The 19,152-nt window shown below is 71.7% G+C and carries 15 protein-coding genes and 1 riboswitch; of the genes, 7 read left to right on the top strand and 8 right to left on the bottom strand.

Features of this window, described 5'->3' with window-relative positions; translation table 11 throughout:
• Positions 1–115 precede the first annotated feature (115 nt).
• The 3 genes from AB5J87_RS35665 to AB5J87_RS35655 all read left to right on the top strand — a co-directional run bounded on the left by AB5J87_RS35665 (position 116) and on the right by AB5J87_RS35655 (position 3,772).
• Positions 116–631: an N-acetyltransferase family protein gene (locus AB5J87_RS35665; protein ID WP_369382898.1), complete on the top strand. Its 516-nt coding sequence runs from the start codon at positions 116–118 to the stop codon at positions 629–631.
• A gap of 219 nt (positions 632–850) precedes the next feature.
• Positions 851–1,023: riboswitch (M-box (ykoK) riboswitch) on the top strand.
• A gap of 316 nt (positions 1,024–1,339) precedes the next feature.
• Positions 1,340–2,983: an NRAMP family divalent metal transporter gene (locus AB5J87_RS35660; RefSeq protein ID WP_369382897.1), complete on the top strand. Its 1,644-nt coding sequence runs from the start codon at positions 1,340–1,342 to the stop codon at positions 2,981–2,983.
• Between the two features lie 63 nt (positions 2,984–3,046).
• On the top strand, positions 3,047–3,772 hold the full coding sequence (locus AB5J87_RS35655) for an MgtC/SapB family protein (protein ID WP_369382896.1): 726 nt from the start codon (positions 3,047–3,049) through the stop codon (positions 3,770–3,772).
• 40 nt (positions 3,773–3,812) lie between these two features.
• Here the strand turns inward: AB5J87_RS35655 and AB5J87_RS35650 are convergent, their stop codons facing one another.
• From AB5J87_RS35650 to AB5J87_RS35640, 3 genes are all read right to left on the bottom strand, one after another.
• Positions 3,813–4,532, bottom strand: a complete 720-nt coding sequence (locus AB5J87_RS35650) for an MBL fold metallo-hydrolase (RefSeq protein WP_369382895.1) — start codon at positions 4,530–4,532, stop codon at positions 3,813–3,815.
• Between the two features lie 101 nt (positions 4,533–4,633).
• Entirely contained in the window at positions 4,634–5,719 is a 1,086-nt protein-coding gene (locus AB5J87_RS35645; protein ID WP_369382894.1) for a hypothetical protein, read from the bottom strand.
• The gene (locus AB5J87_RS35640) at positions 5,716–7,176 is read right to left on the bottom strand and encodes a phenylacetate--CoA ligase family protein (RefSeq protein WP_369382893.1); all 1,461 of its coding nucleotides are present in this window, start codon (positions 7,174–7,176) and stop codon (positions 5,716–5,718) included. Before AB5J87_RS35640 ends, AB5J87_RS35645 begins: the two co-directional genes overlap by 4 nt.
• Before the next feature lie 954 nt (positions 7,177–8,130).
• Between AB5J87_RS35640 and AB5J87_RS35635 the strand changes: the two genes are divergently transcribed.
• Positions 8,131–8,472 carry a hypothetical protein gene (locus AB5J87_RS35635; RefSeq protein WP_369382892.1) on the top strand — a complete coding sequence of 114 codons (342 nt, stop codon included), beginning with the start codon at positions 8,131–8,133 and terminating at the stop codon, positions 8,470–8,472.
• A gap of 150 nt (positions 8,473–8,622) precedes the next feature.
• On the opposite strand, the gene AB5J87_RS35630 is transcribed toward AB5J87_RS35635, so the two are convergent.
• Positions 8,623–9,099: a MarR family winged helix-turn-helix transcriptional regulator gene (locus AB5J87_RS35630; protein WP_369382891.1), complete on the bottom strand. Its 477-nt coding sequence runs from the start codon at positions 9,097–9,099 to the stop codon at positions 8,623–8,625.
• 43 nt (positions 9,100–9,142) lie between these two features.
• Between AB5J87_RS35630 and AB5J87_RS35625 the strand changes: the two genes are divergently transcribed.
• Positions 9,143–10,066 carry an alpha/beta hydrolase gene (locus tag AB5J87_RS35625; protein WP_369382890.1) on the top strand — a complete coding sequence of 308 codons (924 nt, stop codon included), beginning with the start codon at positions 9,143–9,145 and terminating at the stop codon, positions 10,064–10,066.
• Between the two features lie 104 nt (positions 10,067–10,170).
• Here AB5J87_RS35625 and AB5J87_RS35620 read toward each other — a convergent pair whose 3' ends face one another.
• Entirely contained in the window at positions 10,171–10,527 is a 357-nt protein-coding gene (locus AB5J87_RS35620) for a winged helix-turn-helix transcriptional regulator (RefSeq protein WP_369382889.1), read from the bottom strand.
• A gap of 87 nt (positions 10,528–10,614) precedes the next feature.
• On the opposite strand from AB5J87_RS35620, the gene AB5J87_RS35615 reads away from it, so the two are divergent.
• Both AB5J87_RS35615 and AB5J87_RS35610 read left to right on the top strand, forming a co-directional pair.
• Positions 10,615–11,439 carry a polysaccharide deacetylase family protein gene (locus AB5J87_RS35615; protein ID WP_369382888.1) on the top strand — a complete coding sequence of 275 codons (825 nt, stop codon included), beginning with the start codon at positions 10,615–10,617 and terminating at the stop codon, positions 11,437–11,439.
• A complete protein-coding gene (locus AB5J87_RS35610) occupies positions 11,436–12,362 on the top strand; it encodes an NmrA family NAD(P)-binding protein (RefSeq protein ID WP_369382887.1) in 927 nt (308 codons plus the stop codon). Before AB5J87_RS35615 ends, AB5J87_RS35610 begins: the two co-directional genes overlap by 4 nt.
• Positions 12,363–12,577: 215 nt before the next feature.
• Here the strand turns inward: AB5J87_RS35610 and AB5J87_RS35605 are convergent, their stop codons facing one another.
• The 3 genes from AB5J87_RS35605 to AB5J87_RS35595 are packed head-to-tail and all read right to left on the bottom strand — an operon-like array spanning position 12,578 to position 19,045.
• Complete coding sequence (locus tag AB5J87_RS35605; protein ID WP_369382886.1) at positions 12,578–13,921, bottom strand: lanthionine synthetase C family protein; 1,344 nt, start codon at positions 13,919–13,921, stop codon at positions 12,578–12,580.
• Entirely contained in the window at positions 13,918–17,016 is a 3,099-nt protein-coding gene (locus tag AB5J87_RS35600; protein ID WP_369382885.1) for a lantibiotic dehydratase, read from the bottom strand. Before AB5J87_RS35600 ends, AB5J87_RS35605 begins: the two co-directional genes overlap by 4 nt.
• The gene (locus tag AB5J87_RS35595) at positions 17,006–19,045 is read right to left on the bottom strand and encodes an ABC transporter ATP-binding protein (RefSeq protein ID WP_369382884.1); all 2,040 of its coding nucleotides are present in this window, start codon (positions 19,043–19,045) and stop codon (positions 17,006–17,008) included. Before AB5J87_RS35595 ends, AB5J87_RS35600 begins: the two co-directional genes overlap by 11 nt.
• Between the last annotated feature and the right edge of the window lie 107 nt (positions 19,046–19,152).

Below are 19,152 nucleotides of genomic sequence, written 5' to 3'. Positions count from 1 at the left end.
AAAACGCGCACGACCGGCGACGCCGTACGCGTGCGGTCGGCGCGACCTGGGTGAAGCTTGGTTGGCGCCCTACCTGCTTGAACTCAGAAACCTCGCTGGCTCTAGGATCCGCCGCATGGACATCATCGTGCGCTCGGCGATCGCGGAAGACTTGTCGTCGCTGCTGGCTCTGTACGGCGAATTGAACCCTGACGACACACCCTTGCCCCAGCAGTCCGCCGACACCATCTGGGCGGGGATCTGCCGGCAACAGGGCCGTACGGTGCTGGTTGCCGAGGCCGATGGTGTCGTTGTCGGTACCGCTGACTGCATGGTCCTGCCGAACCTCACCCGTGGCGGTCGGGCGATTCTGTTCGTGGAGAACGTGGTGGTCGCCGACTCCGTTCAGCGGCGTGGCATCGGACAGCGACTGATGGAGGCCGTCGTACAGCTCGGCGAGGCCGCCGGCTGCTACAAGGTCCAGCTGCTGGCAGCCGACGACCCGTACGTGCACACCTTTTACGAAGCCTGCGGCTTCAAACCCCTGGCACAGGGGTTCCGCCGCTACCTCCAAGAGGAGGAGACCGGCGCCACGTCGGCCAGTACCGAGCCGGTAACCGACTTGCCGATGAATCGCGCAGCGCGCCCTTGAATGACGTCGGCGCGTGCGCCGTGGCCACCCGGGCGCTGCCCCCGGCTCGCACGCTCGGAAAGTCCCCTCTCGGGATCCGCCGAAACCCCCAGACACCAGGAAGCGACCACAGCACCAGTTCAACGTGACGCTCCTCACACTCCGGCCCCCGCGCGTCAAAACTACGCAAATACGGTCGGCGCAACCCGCGGCCCGGGTCTACTCTTGTCGAGGTTTAGAAAGGCACCTCGTTCGGTGAGGCGTCTTCACGGACACAGGCCACTGACCCGACGACGTCGAGAGACGCCCAGGTTCAGGACAGATCTTCCCGACTTAAGGGTTGATCCCAAGTGGCTTCCCCGTACGGGGATCACGCCGTGGAGTGCCAAAGCTCTGACGAGTTGGGGTGTACCGGCTTTCGCTGTTCCCTGCGGGCCGGTCCGCTCCTTGCCGTGTCGATACGGCGCACCTCGTGTGCGACCCCGGCCGGAAGGAGGCGAAGGACATGGATTCGAGTTGCAGTAGTCCGGGCCACGAACGGCCCCCCACCCGCCTGTCCTCGTACTCCACCGGCACGCGGTAACCACCCTCCCCACATAGCTTTCTGACGCACCATCACCCCCGCGCGGCCCCATGCTGCCGCGGTGGGTGTCTTTGGTGCGCGCCCGTGGGGCGGATCACTGCCGCGCGCCCCGACCCGCCCCCGCCAAGGGGGCTGGAAGGCACGTCATGACCAACGTGACGCTCGACCCGAATTTCCCCGCGCCGCACACGGCCGTGTTGGACGAAGCCCATACGGGCGACATCAAAGGCGCGCTCGGCACCATCCGCCTCGACGACACCGCCCCGCGCCAGGGCCTGACCGCCAAGCTCAAGACCCTCCTGGCGATCATCGGCCCCGGCCTCATCGTCATGGTCGGCGACAACGACGCCGGGGCGTTCGCCACCTACGGCCAGGCCGGCCAGAACTACGGCACCACCCTGCTGTGGACCCTGCTCCTGCTCATCCCCGTCCTGTACGTCAACCAGGAGATGGTGCTGCGGCTCGGCGCCGTCACCGGCGTCGGGCACGCCCGCCTCATCCTCGAACGGTTCGGGAAGTTCTGGGGCGCCTTCTCGGTGATCGACCTGTTCCTGCTCAACGCGCTGACGCTGGTCACGGAGTTCATCGGCATCACCCTGGCCACCGGCTATCTGGGCCTGCCGAAGGCCGCTTCCGTGGTCGTGGCCGCCGCGATCATCATCGCCTCCGCGTTCACCGGCTCCTTCCGGCGGTTCGAGCGGATCGCCATCGCGCTCTGCGCCGGATCACTGCTCCTGGTGCCCGTCTACTTCATGGTCCACCCCAAGACGTCACAGATGGCACAGGACTTCTTCGTCCCGTCCATGCCCGGCGGCAGCGGCGAACTGGCCACCGTGATGCTGCTGATCATCGCCATCGTCGGCACGACGGTCGCCCCCTGGCAGCTGTTCTTCCAGCAGTCCTACGTCATCGACAAGCGCATCACGCCGCGCTTCATGAAGTACGAGAAGGCCGACCTGGTCATCGGCATCGCCGTCGTCGTCATCGGCGCGGCGGCCATGATGGGCCTGACCGCCGCCGCGTTCGCGCACACCGCCGGGGCCGGCCAGTTCACCGACACCGCCGACGTCGCCCACGGCATCGCCGCCCACGCCGGCAAGCTCGCCGGGGTCCTGTTCGCCATCGCCCTCCTGGACGCCTCGATCATCGGCGCCTTCGCCGTCTCGCTCTCCACCGCGTACGCGATCGGCGACGTCTTCGGCATCAAGCACTCCCTGCACCGCGGGGTCGGCGGAGCCAAGGGCTTCTACGCCGTCTACGCGTGCCTGGTCGCCACCGCCGCCACCGTCGTCCTCATCCCCGGCGCCCCGCTCGGGCTGCTGACCGAAGGCGTCCAGACCCTCGCCGGAGTCCTGCTGCCCTCCGCCTCGGTCTTCCTGCTGCTGCTCTGCAACGACAAGGACGTCCTCGGGCCGTGGGTCAACGGGCCCAAGACGAACGCCTTCACCGCCGCCGTGGTCGGCGTCCTGGTCACCCTCTCCGTCATCCTGACCGCCGCCGTCCTCTTCCCCGGCATCAGCGCGCACGCGATCCTCACCATCATGGCCGCCTGTGGCGTCGCCGGGGTCCTCGCGGCCGGATACGCCTTCACCCGCCGCCGCACGGGCACCAAAGAGGACCCGATCGACCGCACCGGCCGCGCCGAGTGGCGGATGCCGCCGGTGGAGACCCTCGCCAAGCCGACCGTCTCCACCGGCTACAAGATCGGCATGGGCGCCCTGCGCGGCTACCTGCTGATCGCGATGGTCCTGGTCGTCATCAAGATCGTCCAGGCCGCAACGGCGGGCTGACGGACCACCACCGGAGCGGCGGCCTCCCCGCCGCCGCCCCGCTCACCCCGAGGAGGTGCCCCGGTGCACACCCTGACCACCATCGAGTTCCTGATCCGCCTGGCCACCGGAGTCGCCTGCGGCGCCCTGATCGGCGTGGAACGCCAGTGGCGGGCCCGGATGGCAGGTCTGCGGACCAACGCCCTCGTCGCGGCCGGCGCCACCCTGTTCGTCCTGTACAGCGAGGCCGTCGCCGACACCGGCAGCCCCACTCGCGTAGCCTCCTACGTCGTCTCCGGCATCGGATTCCTCGGCGGCGGCGTCATCCTGCGCGACGGGGGCGGCGTACGCGGTCTCAACACGGCGGCCACTCTGTGGTGTTCAGCCGCGGTCGGCGTGCTCGCCGCCTCCGGCCGCCTCGACCTGGCCGTCATCGGCACCTTGACCGTGCTCGCCGTCCACCTCGTCCTGCGCCCCGCCGGGCGGCTGATCGACCGCGCCCCGGCGGCCGGCACCGACCCCGACACCACACTCCGCGCCACCATCCACCTGGAGTGCGAACGCACCGCCGAAACACACATCCGCGCCCTGCTCCTCCAGGCCCTCACCACCTCCGGCGTCACACCGACCGGCCTGCGTACCCGCCGTGAACGCGACGAGACCACACATCTGCGCGCCACCGTGGTCATCACCGGCGACGTGACCGGCGCGCTCGAACTGGTCGTCTCCCGGCTCTCCCTGGAACCGGACGTGCGCGACCTGCACTGGCACGTCGCGCACGACGACGCCGAGCAGGAGGCCCTGGCCTGAACACCGATCGGCCCGGCCCAAGCTGTTCAGGCCGGGCCGATCACACCCAGTCCCCCTCCGGAGCAGCCGCCCGGAGCACCTCGCCCGCACCGCCCCGCAACGGCTCGCCGTGGGGCACGCACACCGTCTCCACGTCCAGCGCGGCCAACCGCTGGAAGGACGCGACGGCCTCGTCCCGGTCGACGTTGAACGGCCCGAGGATCGCCCGGCCCTCCGCCGTCGCGACGATGTCACCCGTGAACAAGACGCTGCTGGAAGCGAGATGGAGCGCGATGCCTCCCGGAGTGTGTCCGGGAACATGCAGGACGCGGACCGTCTCGGCCCACCCGTCGAGGGTGTCGCCGTCGCGCAGTTCCCTGTCCACCGCCACGTGCTTGAGAGGAGGTACGTCCGCGTCGGCGAATCCCGCCATGACCTGCTCATGGAGGACGCGTTCCGAGGCAGTGAACACCGGCTCGGGTTCGGGCTCGGTGCCGCGGATGTACGGGGCGTCCAGCACACCGGCCAAGACCTCGGCACCCGTTGCTGCGACGAGATCCGCGGCCGAGCCCATGTGGTCGACGTGGGAGTGGGTCAGCACGATCTGCCGCACGTCTTGAGGACGGCCGCCCAGCTGACCGAGGGCCGCCAGAATCGCCGGGGCGGACCCCGGCACACCGGTATCGATCAGGGCGTATCCGTCCGGCAGACGCACGACGTGAACGTGCCCGACGGGGAAAGGAAGTTGCCAGACAGTCGGGGTGATCTGGATGAGGTCCATGGCGCAACGCTAACCGGCAGCCGAGGAAGGCCGGTTCGCTTTGCGCTGCGGGCGGATTATGCGCAGCGTGAACCCGCGCGCCGCAGAGGTTCGAGCGGCGATCACTCCGGTCCCGGGCCAGCCACCGGCTGAGAAGAGGCATTCGTCTTTCCTGCCGCCCCACCAGACCGTACCGCGACGACCACCGGTATCGCCGCATGTCCGGCCACACGGGCCGCGCGGCGGGCGCCGCCGGGAGAGGGGGCGTGGCCGACGGCGCGGCCCTCGACGACGGCCAGCCATCCCGCCTCGCCGTGCTCGTCGGCGAGTGCCAGGGCGACGGCCACGTCCTGCCCGTGGAAGGGGTCGGTGGGCGGGTCCACAGCGGTGCCGCGCCAGTCGACGGTACGGCGCTCGGGTCCTCGGCGGATGCGCCAGTAGGCGTACTGCGCGACGATGCACGGGCCGAGTCCGGTCAGGAGCGGCACACCGCCGTGGACCCGGCCGTCGACGGCTCCCGCGAGGACCACGGACACCACGAGCAGGCCGATGACCGCGCCGGACCAGCCGGCCGCCCGTCCGAACGCCTTGGTGGCGACGAGCGGCCACAGGGCCAGCATCAGACAGTCGCCCAGCCCCGCCCCGATGGGTGAGGTGCCGTCGTTGACGGCGAGCATCGGGCCGACCGGCATGCCCGCGAAGTGCTGCACGAGCTGGGCGGTGACCGAGGTCAGCCCCGTGGCCAGCAGGTCGTACGGTGCCAGCAGACCGGCCAGCACCGCCACCTGCCCGGCGGTCATGCCGGTCTGGGCCCACAGGTTGCTGACCCCGATCACCGCGAGAACCAGCAGCAGATCACCCGCGGCGATCCGCAGGGGCACCCAGCCCGCCAGATGCGCGGCGAGGACGACGGCGCCAAGGGCCAGCGCGACCGCCGCGCCGCGCCTTCCTCCCACGACCGGGGACAGCGCCATGGAACAGGCGCCCAGGAAGACCGCGCCGAACGCGCACGCCGTCAGGACGCGCGGCAGATGCAGGTAGATCGGCGGCATCGACACCAGGGTGACGGTCAGCACCGCGATGTCCGAGCGGACGAAGCGCCCCACCGGCGGGCGCGGCATACGGACGTGCCGCAGGTAGAGCGCGGCGAGCGCGATGAGGACCGCCAGCGCGGCCAGCAGGGTGAGGGCCTGGGCGAGTTTGCTCATGGGGCGCTCCGGACCGGCTGGAGACGCGGGGCAGGCAGCTCGAAGCTGTGCTCGGTCAGATCGGCCCTGACGTGGCAGGGGGCGGGGAGTTCGCCGGGCTCCTCCACCAGCACCACGCTGCTCAGACCGAGGCCGTCGCACCGTTCCTCGACGCTGCCGAGCAGCGCCGCCGACGGGCGGTCCGCGACCACATACAGCCGGGGGCCGTCCGGAGCGGCCGACACCGCGTACCGGGTCGGCAGCGGCAGGCGCCGTTCGCCCTGGAGACGGTCGAGGACGGCACGAGCGGTGAGCTCCGTGGGGAGGTTGCTGTGCCGGCCGAGGATCCGTGAGGTGGCGGGCATGCCGTGCAGGGTGCAGGTGAGGGGTTCGGTGCCGGGCAGGCGGCGGACGAGGTCGCCGGTGTCGTACCGCAGCAGGAGCGTGGTGTCGCGGTACTGCGTGTAGGGCGTCACGACCAGGGTGCCGGGCTCGCCGGGTCCGGCCGGGGTGTGGGTCAGGGGGTCGAGCACCTCGATGTGGGCCTGTTCCGCGGAGAGGTGGAGGTGGCCCTGCTCGCAGGCCAGACCGGCGGTCGGCATCGTCTCGGTCATCGAATACGTGTCGGTGATCCGCGCCCCGAACGCCTCTTCGGCACGGCTGCGCAGCGGGTCGCTGAGTATTTCACCGCCTACGAAAATCTGCCGCAGGCCGAAGTCGGCGGGGGCCCAGCCGTCGCGCTCGGCGGTCTGGACGAGGCCGCCGAGGACGGATGCGGTGACGATGAGGTGGGTGACCTGGGGCTCTTTGCCCGGCAGCCGCATCGGGGTGGCGAGCCGGTCGATGATGATCCGGGGGTCCACGGTCCCCATGGCGAGGAATCCGGCGCCGACCATCGCGAGCGAGCGCTGGACGTTGAGCTTGGCCAGGGTCGCCCGGGAGCTGATCGTGCTGAGCACGATGTGTCTGCTGCGCAGGCCGGAACCCATCAGGAACGACATGGCCGACAGCGCGGCGGCGAGTTCGAGCTCGTACTGGGAGAACCACACGCTCGTCGGTGTGCCGGTCGTCCCGGTGGTCTGGGCGAGGAGGACCGGCTCGGAGCGCTCGGAGACGAAGGCCGAGGACGCGGCGCGCAGCGCCGACTTCGGCGTCGGCGGCAGCAGCGCGAGCGTGTCGAGGGAGATGTCCCGGGGGTTCAGGTCCAGGTCGGCGAAGAGGCGGCGGTAGTAGGGGACGTGGGCGGCGGCTTGCCGTACCGTCAGTTTGAGTCGGCGGTCGGCCATCGTCCGCTGGATCTGCGGATCCGGCTCGGTGCCGCCCGGCAGCATCACGGCGGCTTCCTCACCGGGCTCGCCGAACTCCTCGATCGTCGCCCGCAGATCGGCCACGGTCCCCCGCAGACCGCTCACGGTCAGCTGCCCGCCGCCCAGCATCTGTGCGCCGTACCGGATCTGCCGGATCATGGTCCCGAACACGTACCTGGCCTCCCCCTTGTGGCGCGGGTGGCCGGTGAGGCACCGGCCACCCGCTCTGATGTCAGTCAGCGACGATCAACGTGCGGGCCGTCAGCCGGTCGTGAAGACTGCGGCGGTCATCGTGCTGATCGCAAAGCGGCAGTAGCGTCCGACGAGCGCAACCATGATTCCTCCGTGGGTTGGTTCGGTTGAGTTGATCCTTCTGGTTCCGCCGGGGCCGGTGCGTTCTCGTGCCGCGGGAAGTGCGCGGCGTGCCCGGCCTCGGCAGTCTGTGGTCAGCAGTGCAGGTCGCCGGTGCCCTGATCGACGACACCGGCACCGCTGAAGTCCCATGTGGGCGTGGAGCCGACGCAACGAGCCGTGCCGTGCGTGCTGTTGATCTGCACTGAGCCCTTGTAGCGGCGGTCACTGCTGAGTTGATATGTGGCGCTATTGATATGTGGTGTTCTGGCCCGGCCCCCGTACTGCGCCGAGGTACGGGCCGTCGGTGACGGGCGCCGTGGGCCCGCGCCCTGGCGTCCGGTACTCCACCGAGTCGCACGCGCGCCGTTTTCCCACGCGATCGAGCCAACGGCGGGCGGTGCGCTGGACGCCGCCACGGGGCGGGTGTTCTCTGGTGTTGTCCCGTGCCCCGACACTGCACGGCCACAGAGTTGTCCGCGCGGCGCCGGCTTGAACGCGCAGGTCAGCCGGGGGGCAGGGAGTGGACAAGCCGAGTTGTCCGCGGACAACTGGGGCCCGACGCGCTCATGCCGTTCAGGAGCTGCGCGAGACTCCCCGCCCTTCCCCGGCCTCTTGGGCCGGCTCACAGCTCCGCTGCCGATTCAACGCCTGTTGGCGCAACAGGGAGTCTCCGGAAAGCGGTTCGTCATCGTCTTCCAGTAGGACGCGAGCATCCCTCAAGCGCACTAGCCTCGCTCACTCAAGCCGAACTTCTTGCGGGAGTGGGAACACATGAACGACAGGATGAAGAAGCTGGGCGGCGTGGCCTCTGCGGTGGGGCTGCTGGCGGCCGGTGTGATGCTGGGCGCGGCCCCCTCGGCGAGCGCGGCGGTCGGCCCGACGGGCTGCAAGGCGTACGTCTCGCACAACAGCGACCACGTGGCCGTGGGCTGGTGTACGTCGGGCAACGGGACCTGGTACGTGCAGGCCAAGTGCGGCGGTCCGGGCGGCGTGAACGGTCCTTACAAGGGTGACCAGGGCTACCGCAAGCTCGGCCAGGAGAAGGCGTCCACGCTCAACTGCGGCTCGTCCGGGTACCCGCTGGAGATGAAGGTCGTCAACATCAAGGCGTAAGGCAGGCGTTCTCGCCGAGGAGCCCCGTGCGTACCGCCGCGTCGCGGTACGCACGGGGCTCCGCCACGTGGTCAGACGCTCACGGGCCTCCCGTTCGCGCCGGTGCGGGCCGGCCACCACCGTTCGCCCGGGGGGCCAGGACGTTGCCCGTCAGCCCGTGGGCGTGCCGATCTGGTGGTGTTCGAGCGCGGAGCGCAGCGTGGCGAGGGCGTGGGCGGCGGCCGAGGCAGCTGAGCCGTCGAGCGTGTCCCCGATCAGTTCGGCGAGTCCCTCGGTGAAGGTCTTCTCCGCAGCGTCGACGAGCCGCGAGCCGTCGCCGGTCAGGGCCAGCAGGGAGGACCGGCGGTCGGACGGATTGGGCTGCCGCACGACACATCCCTGTTTCTCCAGGCGGTCGACGCCCTTGCTGGTCGCCCCGACGCCGATGGCGAACTCGGCAGCGAGGTCCGCCACGCGGGATCCGGGGTGCTCGCGCAGGTAGCGCAGGAACTCGTACTGCGAGGTGACGATTGCGTGCCGCTCGCGCAGACGGTCGTTGAGCGCGTTGTACAGACGCGTCTCGCACCTGACCAAGTCGGCGAAGAATCCAGGGAGGTCGACGGTCTCACTGCTCAATTTAGATGCCACGGCATATAGTGTACGGGAAGCTACCTACGGCAGGAGTGCACCCATGAGCAAGGAACAGCGCGCCCGGATCGACGCCATGATGCGGCAGCCGCGGCCCGAAGGCCCCCGGTCCGTCGAGGAGCTCCGCACCGGATTCGCGGCGCTGATGGCCCAGATGAGCGTGCCCGACACCATCCGCACCACGCAGACGACGCTCGGCGACCGGCCCGCCCTGCATGTCGAACCGAACGACACTCCCCGAGCCGGGACGATCCTGTACTTCCACGGCGGCGGCTTCGTGTTCGGCTCCCCCGAGACCGCCCTGTCGCTCACGGGACATCTCGTGGCCAGGACCGGCTTCCAGTCGTACTCGCTCGACTACCGGCTGGCCCCCGAGCACCCCTTCCCGGCCGCACTCGACGACACCCTGAGCGCGTATCGCAACCTCCTCGACAGCGGCACCGACCCGTCGACCATCGCGTTCGCCGGAGACTCCGCCGGTGGCGGCCTCACCATCACCACCTGCCTCGCCGCCCGGGACGCGGAGCTGCCCCTGCCCGCGGCCGTCGTGGCGTTCTCCCCCGGCCTCGACGCCACCCGCACGGGCGAGAGCATGCACACCAAGGAGGGCATCGACCCGATCTTCACCCGCGCAGCCCTTGAACGTACCGGGGCCATGTACCTCGCCGGGGCCGACCCCCACCAGCCCCTGCTCAGCCCGGCTGTCCTCGCCGACCTGACCGGCTTCCCGCCACTGCTGATCCAGGCGGGCACGAACGAGATCCTGCTGGACGACTCCACGCGCCTCGCCACCCGTGCGAGGGCGGCCGGGGTGGACGTCATTCTGGACATCACCGCCGACGTGCCGCACGTGTTCCAGTCGTTCGCCGGCATCCTGGACGAGGCGGACGAGGCACTGGACCGCGCCGCCCTCTTCCTCAGCCAGCGCATTCGCCCTGAGCGCGCGGCACACACGTCAGCGCGGTAGCACGGGCAACCCCGGCCTCCGCTCTGGCCGAGGCCCACCGCAGCTCCGTGCGCCGGGCCAGGGCCCCGGGCGGACCGGGCATCGAGCCCCAGGGTCCGTGGACGCTAAACCGGGTCCGCTTCGGACTCCTGGAATTCCACCACGGCCGCACCGTGCACGTGAGCCCACTCCGTCAGCACGGCGATCGGCTCCACCAGCGTCCGGCCCAAGTCGGTCAGCACGTACTCGGCCTTCCCGGCCCCGGCGTGGCGGTCGACCAGGCCGTACCCCTGCAACCGCCGCAGCGTCTGGGTCAGCACCTTCCGCGAGATTCCGCCGATCAGATCCACCAACTCGCCGTGTCTGCACGGTTGTCGGCTCAGGGCGAACAGCACCACCACGGCCCACTTGTCAGCGATGATCTCGATCGCCAGCCGGGCCGGGCAGTCGGCGAGGAAGACGCTTCCGGAGTACGCACGCATCCCCCGACGGTAGCCCGCCGCCAGGAACCTCCAGGTAACTGGCGCCTCATTAGCGTCACGGCGAAAGCCACCGATCAGGGGATGCACATGAGAGCAGAGATTCAATGGCCCGGCGGACACAAGGTCGTCGCGCTGGTCACCGTCGCGTTGGAGCTGTGGTCACCGGGCCGTTGGCCCGCCTACGCGCCGATGGCCGCGGCGTGGCCACTGCCCGGCGACGACGACACGCACAGCACCTCCTGGGCCAACTACGGCGTCACCACCGGCATCTGGCGACTGCTCGACGTCCTCGGTGACCTGCCCGCCACCGTCGGCGTCAGCGGACTGGTGGCCGAGCGGCACCCCGCGGCCGTCCGGGCCGCGCACGAGGCCGGCCACGAGATCGCCGCGCACTCCTGGGCCCAGGACGTGGTGCCCGCGTCGCTCGACATCGAGGCCGAGCGGACCAATATCCATCGCTGCACCGACGTCCTTCACCAGGTCACGGGCGTGCGACCCACGGGGTGGCTGAGCCCGCGCGCCACCGGCTCCCGGCGCACCGCCGAGCTGCTCGCCGAGGCCGGATACCGCTGGAGCGGCGACCACAGCGACCACGACCTCCCGCAGGTCCTGCCCACCGCTCACGGTCCCCTGGTCTCCCTCATGCACAGCGACCACTCCGACGTACGCGACACCGCAGCCGGCCCGTACGTCTACCGCGACCTGCACCGAGAGCTGCTGGACCAGCTGCTCGCCGCCCCCGGCCCCGGCGTCTTCCACCTGACCCTTCATGCCCACGTCGGGGGCCGACCGCTCCTCGCGGGCATGGCCAGCCAGATCCTCGACCACATCCGTGCGTCCGACGACGTCTGGGTCGCCACCCACGCCCAGGTGGCCGAACACGTCCTCACCCACCAAGGAACAACGTCATGACCCGCGTCCTCGTCGTCGGCGGCACCGGAGCCATGGGCCGCCACGTGATCCACCACCTCCTGGCCACCACCGACGCCACCATCACCGTCCCCACCCGCCACCCGGAGTCCGCCCACGCCACCGAACTCGCCGCCACCGCACCCGGCCGCGTGCGAGTGGTCCGCTCCGACCCGGCGACCCTCCCGGTCCTCCTCGGGCAGGCGGACAGCGTGTTCGCCAACACCGACTTCTTCGCGACGGGCAGCGCCGTGGGCGAGTACCGCCAAGGGCTGGAGTTGCTGGCCGCGGCGGAGCAGGCCGGGGTGGAGCGTTTCCTCTGGTCCTCGCTGGACAGCGCGGTGTCCCTGACCGGCCGCCCCGTCCCCCACTTCGACAGCAAAGCCGCCGTCACCGCCCACATCAACCTGATGCGGTCCGAGGAGATGCTCCGCAAGGAGGCCGACGGCTGGTACACGCACCACGTCTCGGTACTGACCACGGCGCCCTACTTCGAGAACCTGCGGCACCGGCTCACCCCCCAGCCGGACGGCCGGGGCGGCCTGGCCTTCCGGCTCCCACTCGGCGCCGCCCGCTACCCGCTCGTAGCGCTCGACGACATCGCCTGGTTCGCGGGCCACATGTTCGACAACTGGCAGTCCTGGGGCGCCCGCGACCTCGCGGTGATCGGCGACAGCCTCACCGGCAACGAGATCGCCGCCACGTTCACCCGGGTCACGGGCACCCCGAGCACCTACGTCCCGATGCCGCACGCCGATCTGCACGCAGTCGTCCCCGACTTCAGCCACGACTACGCGGCGATGTTCCAGTTCTTCGCCGACCGTGACCTCTACGCCCGAGACCGGGACATCAACCTCCTGCGCCGCCTGCACCCCGGCCTGATGACCTTTGAGGACTGGCTGCACCACACCGGGTGGACGGGATGACCACCGTTGTTGGCGTGGAAGGCACTGTTGCCTCCGGCGCCGATGCACTTCACTGTCCGCCGGGGAACGCTGTGGCCAGTACGTACGGGGGAGGGCGAACAGGTCACCCGCGACAACGAGCCGCAGCGCTTCAAGGCGGTCCTCACCGACGCCGTCGACGGAATGAACCGCCCGCACTCTCCGGGCGAGAGCGGCCGGGCATGCGCCGGCGCCACTCACCCCAGCAGCAGCGCCCGTTGCCACGGCGTGTGGGCGCGCTGCGCGTTCTCGCCGGCCAGCAGGGCCAGGCCGATTCCGGCGGTGCCGCCCAGGAAGCCGGGCAGGTGGTAGCTGCGGCCCAGGCGGGGGTTGGGGACGGGGTAGAGGAACGGCGCTTCGGGATCGCGGGCGGCCCGGAGACACGCCCCGGCAGCGTTGGCCGCCTCGGCCACCTCCGGGTCGGGGCTATGGGTGTGCAGGCAGCGCATGACGTGCTCGATTCCGGACCAGCCGTGGCACAGCCCCGGTTCGATGACCGCGCCCGCCTCGTGCGGGCGCCGCAGCATCGCGCGCAGCGCCTCGCCTGCCCGCGCGGACCAGTCGGGGCGGGCGAAGGCGCGGGCCGCGAGGTGGAAGGTGTGGGCGAGGCTGGGGGTGCCGTAGCACCAGGACGGGCCGGGCAGCGGGGAAGCGGTGGTGGCAACAGTCGGCGGCCCGGCGGCGGAGGCGGTGAAGCGGGTGCGGGGCAGACAGCGCGGCCAGTACGGTCCTTCCTCGTCCCGCTCCTCCGCCTGCGCGAAGAACTCCATCACCGTGTGGACCGCCTCCTCCTGCCGCGCTACGCGATGCCCCTGCTCCCAGGCGAGGCTGAGCAGGGCGAGCGGACCGAGGATGCCGTGGGCCAGGCCGAGGTTGGCGTGACCGCCGCGGAAGGCGGGCTGCGGCACGGACGAGGGCTGGGAGGTGACCCACCAGCCGGGGAAGGGTGTGCCGTCGACGACCAGCGGATCGGTCAGCCGCACCAGAGCCGTGAGCACTCCGTGCAGGGCCTCGGTGTCCGGGTCCCCCTGGGTCAGCAGGCAGCAGCCCAGTCCGGTCAGGCCGGTGATGAGATCCCACGCGCGGAAGCCGTCGGCGGGAACGCCGTCGTCCAGGCGGCGCGTCTCCCGGGCCAGGGCCGTGCGGGCGGCCGAGCCCAGGCTCGTACGCAGTGTGCCGCGCAGGGACGTGTAGTCGGAGGTGCCGTGGGCGGCGCATTCGGCGGCGAAGGCCACCGCGCCGAAGCCGCTGTAGAGGCCGTTGTGGTGCGGTGCCCTGCGCAGCGCGTCGACCGCGAGGCCCAGGTAGCGGTGGGTGGTGCCCCGGTAGGCGGAGTCGTGGCGTGCCAGTTCGCCGTAGAAGAGGGCGAGCGCGGGGTAGCCGGAGGCCAGGGAGGTGGGGCTCCAGGTGGCGACCGGTTCGCCGCCGGGCGGGGGTGTCGCGGCGTCCTGCGCGGCCATGACCGCCCGCACGTGGTCGGGGTCGCGCAGCCGCTGAGCGATGTCCTGGACTTCCTGGGCCGCGCGGGTCGCGGTCGTCATGCCCCGGCCCTCCTCTGGTGGCCGATACGGTCCGTGCGGAGGTGGTTCGTCCGGGCGCGGTGCGAGCGGATGCTGTCGCGCAGTACGGCGTAGGTCAGGCTCTCCCCCTCCCGGGTCAGGCCCAGGGCGCGGTTCACATGCATGTGCAGGACGCCGCTGAGCGCGCGGTCGCGCACGGCTGTGCCCGGCCCGGTCTCGTCGATGGCCCGCGCGTGGGCGGCCATCGCCGCCGCCCGGTGCGCCCAGGCGTCGCGCAGCCCTTGCAGACCGGGATGGTCGGGCCAGGTGCCGGTGGTGGCGTCCGGGTCGATGAGCGCCATGGCCTCGCGGCGGTAGGGGCGTACGGTCGCGGTCGCCGGCCAGGTGAGCCGGTTCAGCGCCCAGTCGGCCCATGAGCCGCCGAGTGCGGCCTTGAGGAGGTCGGCGCAGGTGGCGGCGGCCAGCACTTCGCGTGCCGTGCGCAGCCGTCCGCGAACCGTGTGCTGGAGCTGGGTGACGACGACCACGCTGTCGGTGTGGAACACCTCCAGGGCGCTCGCCAGGGCCTGGTCGCCGCCGTACCGTTCGGCTTCGGGGGCGAAGGTGTGCAGGGATGCGTCACGGATGAGCCCCTCCGCGTACAGGCGGCGGGTCCAGTCGTGGAAGGCGGGCAGCAGATCGGTGGATCCCGCGCCCTCGCGTGCCTCGACGCGGAGTCTGAGGTGCGGTTCCGGGTCGGCGTACCGCACGAAGTGCCAGCTTCTGACCGACTCGTCCAACTCGCCCAGCAGGACGGGCAGTTCACGGGTGAGGAGGTGCTCGTGCTCGGGCGGCGGGGTGAGGAGTTTCGCGGACAGCCAGGCGCCCCCGATGTGGTGGGTGGGCCTGTCGTGCCGGGGCCGTGCCGCGATGCGGGGCGCCGGGCTGGGTACGGGCCCGTCGGCGCGGGGCACCAGGGGGAACACGATCTCGTTGGCGTGACCTGCGGACCAGCCGAACCGGTTGTGCCGGTCGCCCACCGACTCGAACACCGCCAGGTCCGGGCGGCGCGCCAGTTCGTGGCGGAACAGTTCGCGGTGCAGGTGGTGGGTGAGGTCCACGTCGAGGCGTTTGTCGGAGACGGCGACCAGGACGTGTTCGGGTACGCGGAAGGCGCACCGCCACTCGTCCAGGGCGGCGGGCCAGCGGGCCGGCTCCTGGGCCGCGTCGGCGAGCTGCGGGGTGGGACGCCAGCGCGCCGGGTTGAGGACGCTCCTGCCGTAGCGGACCCGTGGCAGATGGGGCAGGACCTCCAGACGGCCCCAGTACCACGGGGTCCAGGCGTGCAGACCCACGTGCTGCGACTCGGCCAGGAACCGGGCGATGTTGGGGGCCGAGGTGGACAGGTCGAGTGCGTGCGGCACGACGACGGCGATCTGCTGGCCGCTGGAGCGGCGCAGCAGCTGGAAGCCCTCGAAGCTCGCGCGTACGGCCAGGTCGTCGAGGGGTATCGACTCGGACCCGGTGGGATCGGCGGTGTCGTCGAACTCCCCGACCACGATCTTGGGCAGGCCCGGCAGCGGGACCCGGGAGATGTTGGCCGATCGGGGCAGCACGGGCCGGAAGACGAGCCGCGCCGCCACCGGCTCCTCGCGGCCGGCCCGCGAACCCAGCACCGGACGCACGACCGGGCCGCTTCCCGTCACCTCCCAGAACCGCCCCGAGATGGCCCCGGCGCTGTGGGAGCCGCAGGCGGGTCCGAGGACCAGGGTGAAGTCCCCGTCGGAGAGCGCGTCGCAGTCGGCGGCGTGGAGTTGGCCGAACAGGTCGAGGGCGGGCGGGCGGCTGTGGATGTCGTCGAAGGAGAGGGCGGCCACGGTCTCCTCGTCCAGGACGATCTCGTCCCGGCCCGCGTGGAAGGCCCGCGAGACCAGGTCGCCCAGCAGGTCGTCGCGCTCGCGTGCGGACCGCACCTCGACGTCGGATCGTGCGGAAGGCGGCAGCAGATACCCGGCCGGAGCGCCGAGGCCGGTCACCGGGTCGAGCAGTTCCTGTACGGGGACGAGCCGCTCGGCTCCGTACCGCTCCAGGAACTCCTTGTGATACTGCGTCAGATGCAGGGGGCCGCGCGTTTGGGGCGCCATCCGCCACAGCGCGGTCGCCGCGCGCTCGGCCTCGGCCACGACCTCGGCGGGCACGGTCACCTCGGCGTCCATGGCCAGGACGACGTGGAGGGGCTGGCGGGTGCCGTGCGGCGCGATGGCGTCCAGCGCGCCCACGGCGGCCCGCCACGCCTGCTGCCCCGTGCCCAACGGCGCATCGGCATAGGCCCGCAGGCATGTGGCCGCCTCTGGTGCGAGGGCGGCCACGGCGTCCGCGGTGTCGTGTTGGCGCGGGCGGCCGTCGCACAGCAGGAAGCCCTCGGCGACCAGGGTGTCGACGGCACGGTCGAGGGCACCGGCCGGGGCCTGCGGGAAACGGCGGGTGGCGTCGTCCACGAGTTCCGCGAGAGTGATCGGCGCGCGGGCGGTGCGCAGCAGATGGTCGGTGAGCTTGCTGCGGGCGACGGCGATCTCGCCGGTGGCGAGATCGGTGCCGCGCTCGCCGGGCGTGCGGGTGCTCGGCAGGACGAGCCGGGCGCCGCGCTCGGTGCACAGGTTGCTGGTGATGACCCGTACCGTGCCGCGTGCCGAGGGGTCCTTCAGACGGGCGTCGGCCACCCGGGCGGCCCACTCGGCGTCGGGCCACACCCCTTTGCGGTGCGCCCCGCCGAGCCGGAAACACGCCCGCTCACCTGGCGTGGCCGCCGCCACTCCGGCTTGCAGGCCGAACGGGGTGGGGCGCTGGGCCATCCGCAGGAGATACCGGGTCGCGGAATGCAGGGCCCGCTCCAGCGCGCGGTCGTCGAGGGCCTCGCCGCGCTCCAGCCGCTCCAGCGTGTGCGTCAGCGAGCCGCTGGACACCTCGATCGCCTCGCGCAGCACCGGATCGGCGAGCAGTCGGCGCAGCTGGGCGTCACGGTCCGCGCGGGACGCCGACGGTGGCGCGGCGGAGACCGGCTCCGCGGCGGACGCGGGGGCGACGGCGAGCCGGATCAACAGGTCCGGCAGGCCACGAAAGACGGGCTCAGGCAACACGGTTCCCTTCCTTCTGGGATTCCTGGGCTGATGCGGGTGCGCTGTCCGCGGGTGACACGGCTGTGTCGGCCCGGGAGCGGGGCACGGCGGCGTACTGCTCCGCCTGCATCCGGTACAGCCGGGCGAACCGGCCCTCGCGCTCCAGCAGTTCGGTGAACGATCCGGATTCGGCCAGCCGCCCCTGGTCGAGGAAGAAAATCTGGTCGGCGTGGCGCACGGACGCCAGCCGGTGGGTGACCAGGACGACGGTCTGCCCGCCACAGGCGAGCTCACGGATGCGGTCGAAGAACTCGATCTCGGTTTGGGGGTCCAGGGCGGCGGTCGGTTCGTCGTAGACGAGGATGTCGGCGTCGCGGAAGGCGGCGCGCGCCAGGGCCACGCGCTGCCACTGGCCGCCGGACAACTCGACACCGCCGACGAACTCGGGGGCCAGCAGCGTCTCCCAGCCCTGCGGCAGCCGCTCGACGACGTCCGCGAACCCGCTGTCGGCCGCGGCGCGCACCAGCCGCGCGGTGTCGGTACGGGCCCGCGGGCGCCCGATGGCGATGTTGGTACGGGCGGTGAACGGCCACTGGGTGAAGGTCTGCGAGACCAGGGCGATCCGTTCGTGGATGTCGGCGCGGCGCAGGGAGCGCAGATCACGGCCGTCCCAGCGGACGCTGCCACGCTCGGGGGTGTACAGCCCGCACAGCAGCCGGGACAGCGTCGTCTTGCCCGCCCCGTTCGGCCCGACCAGCGCCACGATCTGCCCCTTGGTGATCTCCAGGGACACCCCGTCCAGGGCCGGCGCGGCCACGCCCGCGTAACGGAAGGACACCTCGCTGAGACTGATGACCGCGGGCGCCGCCCGTACCGGCTGACCGCCCTGGGGCATCCGACGCTCGTCGGCGGTACGGCAGGCCGTCTCCAAGTCCGCGTAGAAAAGGGCCTGTTCGTAGATGAAATTGACCTGCTGGACGAGCGAGTCCAGTTGCGCGGTGGCCGTGCGGACCGCGATCGCGGCGGTCCCGGCCGCCGCCAGCGGGATCCAGTCCCCCATCACCATGAGGACCAAGAGCCCGTACACCCCGGCCGCCGCGAGCCCGGCGCACGCGCTCGCCAGCGCCGTGGTGGCCGCGGCGGCCCGGGACAGGCGGGCCTGCTCCCCGGCCGCCTCTCGCGACATGCGGTCGAAGGACTCCACCAGGTACTCCGCCGCCCCGTGCACCCGCAGCTCCGGGGCGCTCGCCCGGTCGAGCAGCAGGTGCGCGAGCACTTGGTTGCGGCGGGCCTGCTCCAGCCACGTCTGGGTGGAGCGGTAGGAACGCCGGGCCGAACGGGCCGCTCCCCACCCCTTGGGCAGCGCGGCGGCCAGCAGCAGCGGGAGCAGTACGGGGTGCAGGGCGGTCAGCACCACGGCGGCGGAGGCGAACACCACCAGGGCGTGCAGGACCTGGAGGCTGTTCTTGGTCATCTGCCGCGCGGCCACCGTGCCGCGCTGCGCGGAGTGCAGCAGCCGCTGGAAGTCGCCCGACTCCATGGCCGCGAGTTCCACCCGCGCGGTCCGGCGCAGCAACCGGAGCATCGCCCGGCGCTCGACCTGGGGCTCCAGGCCGCCCGACAGCGTCGTCGAGGCGGCGGCCAAAGCGGTCGTGAGCGCGGCCATCGCGAGCAGCCACCCCATCGAGGGCAGCGCCTCTCTCAGCCGGTCCCCCACGTCACCGCCCGCGAACAGCCGCATCAGCAGGGCGTTGGCGGCCACCAGCCCCAGCGCCGCGATGCCGCCACGGGTCACCTCGACGACGGCCAGGGCAGCGGCCCGGCCGCGCCCGGCCTCCCAGGCCAGCACGGCCGACGCCCGCAGGAACGAGGGCAGCCCCGCGAGCACGGAGAAGGTGCGCGCGTGCGCTCCGGCCAGTTCGTGGGCGGTGTAGCCACCGTCCAGCCGCAGCCGGGACCCGAACAGCTCCCGCTCGCTCGCGGACCCGTCCCCGCACTGTTCGTCGCCGGCCCCGGACCCGCGCCGTCCGCCCCTGCCAATGCGTTGCATGCTCACCCGCCCACGAGAGAAGTCCACCGGTGTACGGCCGCGCGTTCCCGCGGCCCGGTATGCGGCCCGGCCCGGGTGCCGGACGGTCGTCTCCCCGTCCGGCACCC

Origin of the sequence: Streptomyces sp. cg36 (assembly GCF_041080675.1) — a bacterium.
Lineage (GTDB): Bacteria > Actinomycetota > Actinomycetes > Streptomycetales > Streptomycetaceae > Streptomyces.
The sequence above is the reverse complement of the archived record's forward strand: the minus strand, read 5'-3'. Positions and strand labels throughout refer to the sequence as shown.

Coding starts and splice junctions, on each gene's coding strand:
- AB5J87_RS35665 (WP_369382898.1), top strand. CDS start 116: ATGGACATCATCGTGCGCTCGGCGATCGCGGAAGACTTGTCGTCGCTG.
- AB5J87_RS35660 (WP_369382897.1), top strand. CDS start 1,340: ATGACCAACGTGACGCTCGACCCGAATTTCCCCGCGCCGCACACGGCC.
- AB5J87_RS35650 (WP_369382895.1), bottom strand. CDS start 4,532: ATGGACCTCATCCAGATCACCCCGACTGTCTGGCAACTTCCTTTCCCC.
- AB5J87_RS35645 (WP_369382894.1), bottom strand. CDS start 5,719: ATGAGCAAACTCGCCCAGGCCCTCACCCTGCTGGCCGCGCTGGCGGTC.
- AB5J87_RS35635 (WP_369382892.1), top strand. CDS start 8,131: ATGAACGACAGGATGAAGAAGCTGGGCGGCGTGGCCTCTGCGGTGGGG.
- AB5J87_RS35625 (WP_369382890.1), top strand. CDS start 9,143: ATGAGCAAGGAACAGCGCGCCCGGATCGACGCCATGATGCGGCAGCCG.
- AB5J87_RS35620 (WP_369382889.1), bottom strand. CDS start 10,527: ATGCGTGCGTACTCCGGAAGCGTCTTCCTCGCCGACTGCCCGGCCCGG.
- AB5J87_RS35615 (WP_369382888.1), top strand. CDS start 10,615: ATGAGAGCAGAGATTCAATGGCCCGGCGGACACAAGGTCGTCGCGCTG.
- AB5J87_RS35610 (WP_369382887.1), top strand. CDS start 11,436: ATGACCCGCGTCCTCGTCGTCGGCGGCACCGGAGCCATGGGCCGCCAC.
- AB5J87_RS35605 (WP_369382886.1), bottom strand. CDS start 13,921: ATGACGACCGCGACCCGCGCGGCCCAGGAAGTCCAGGACATCGCTCAG.
- AB5J87_RS35595 (WP_369382884.1), bottom strand. CDS start 19,045: ATGCAACGCATTGGCAGGGGCGGACGGCGCGGGTCCGGGGCCGGCGAC.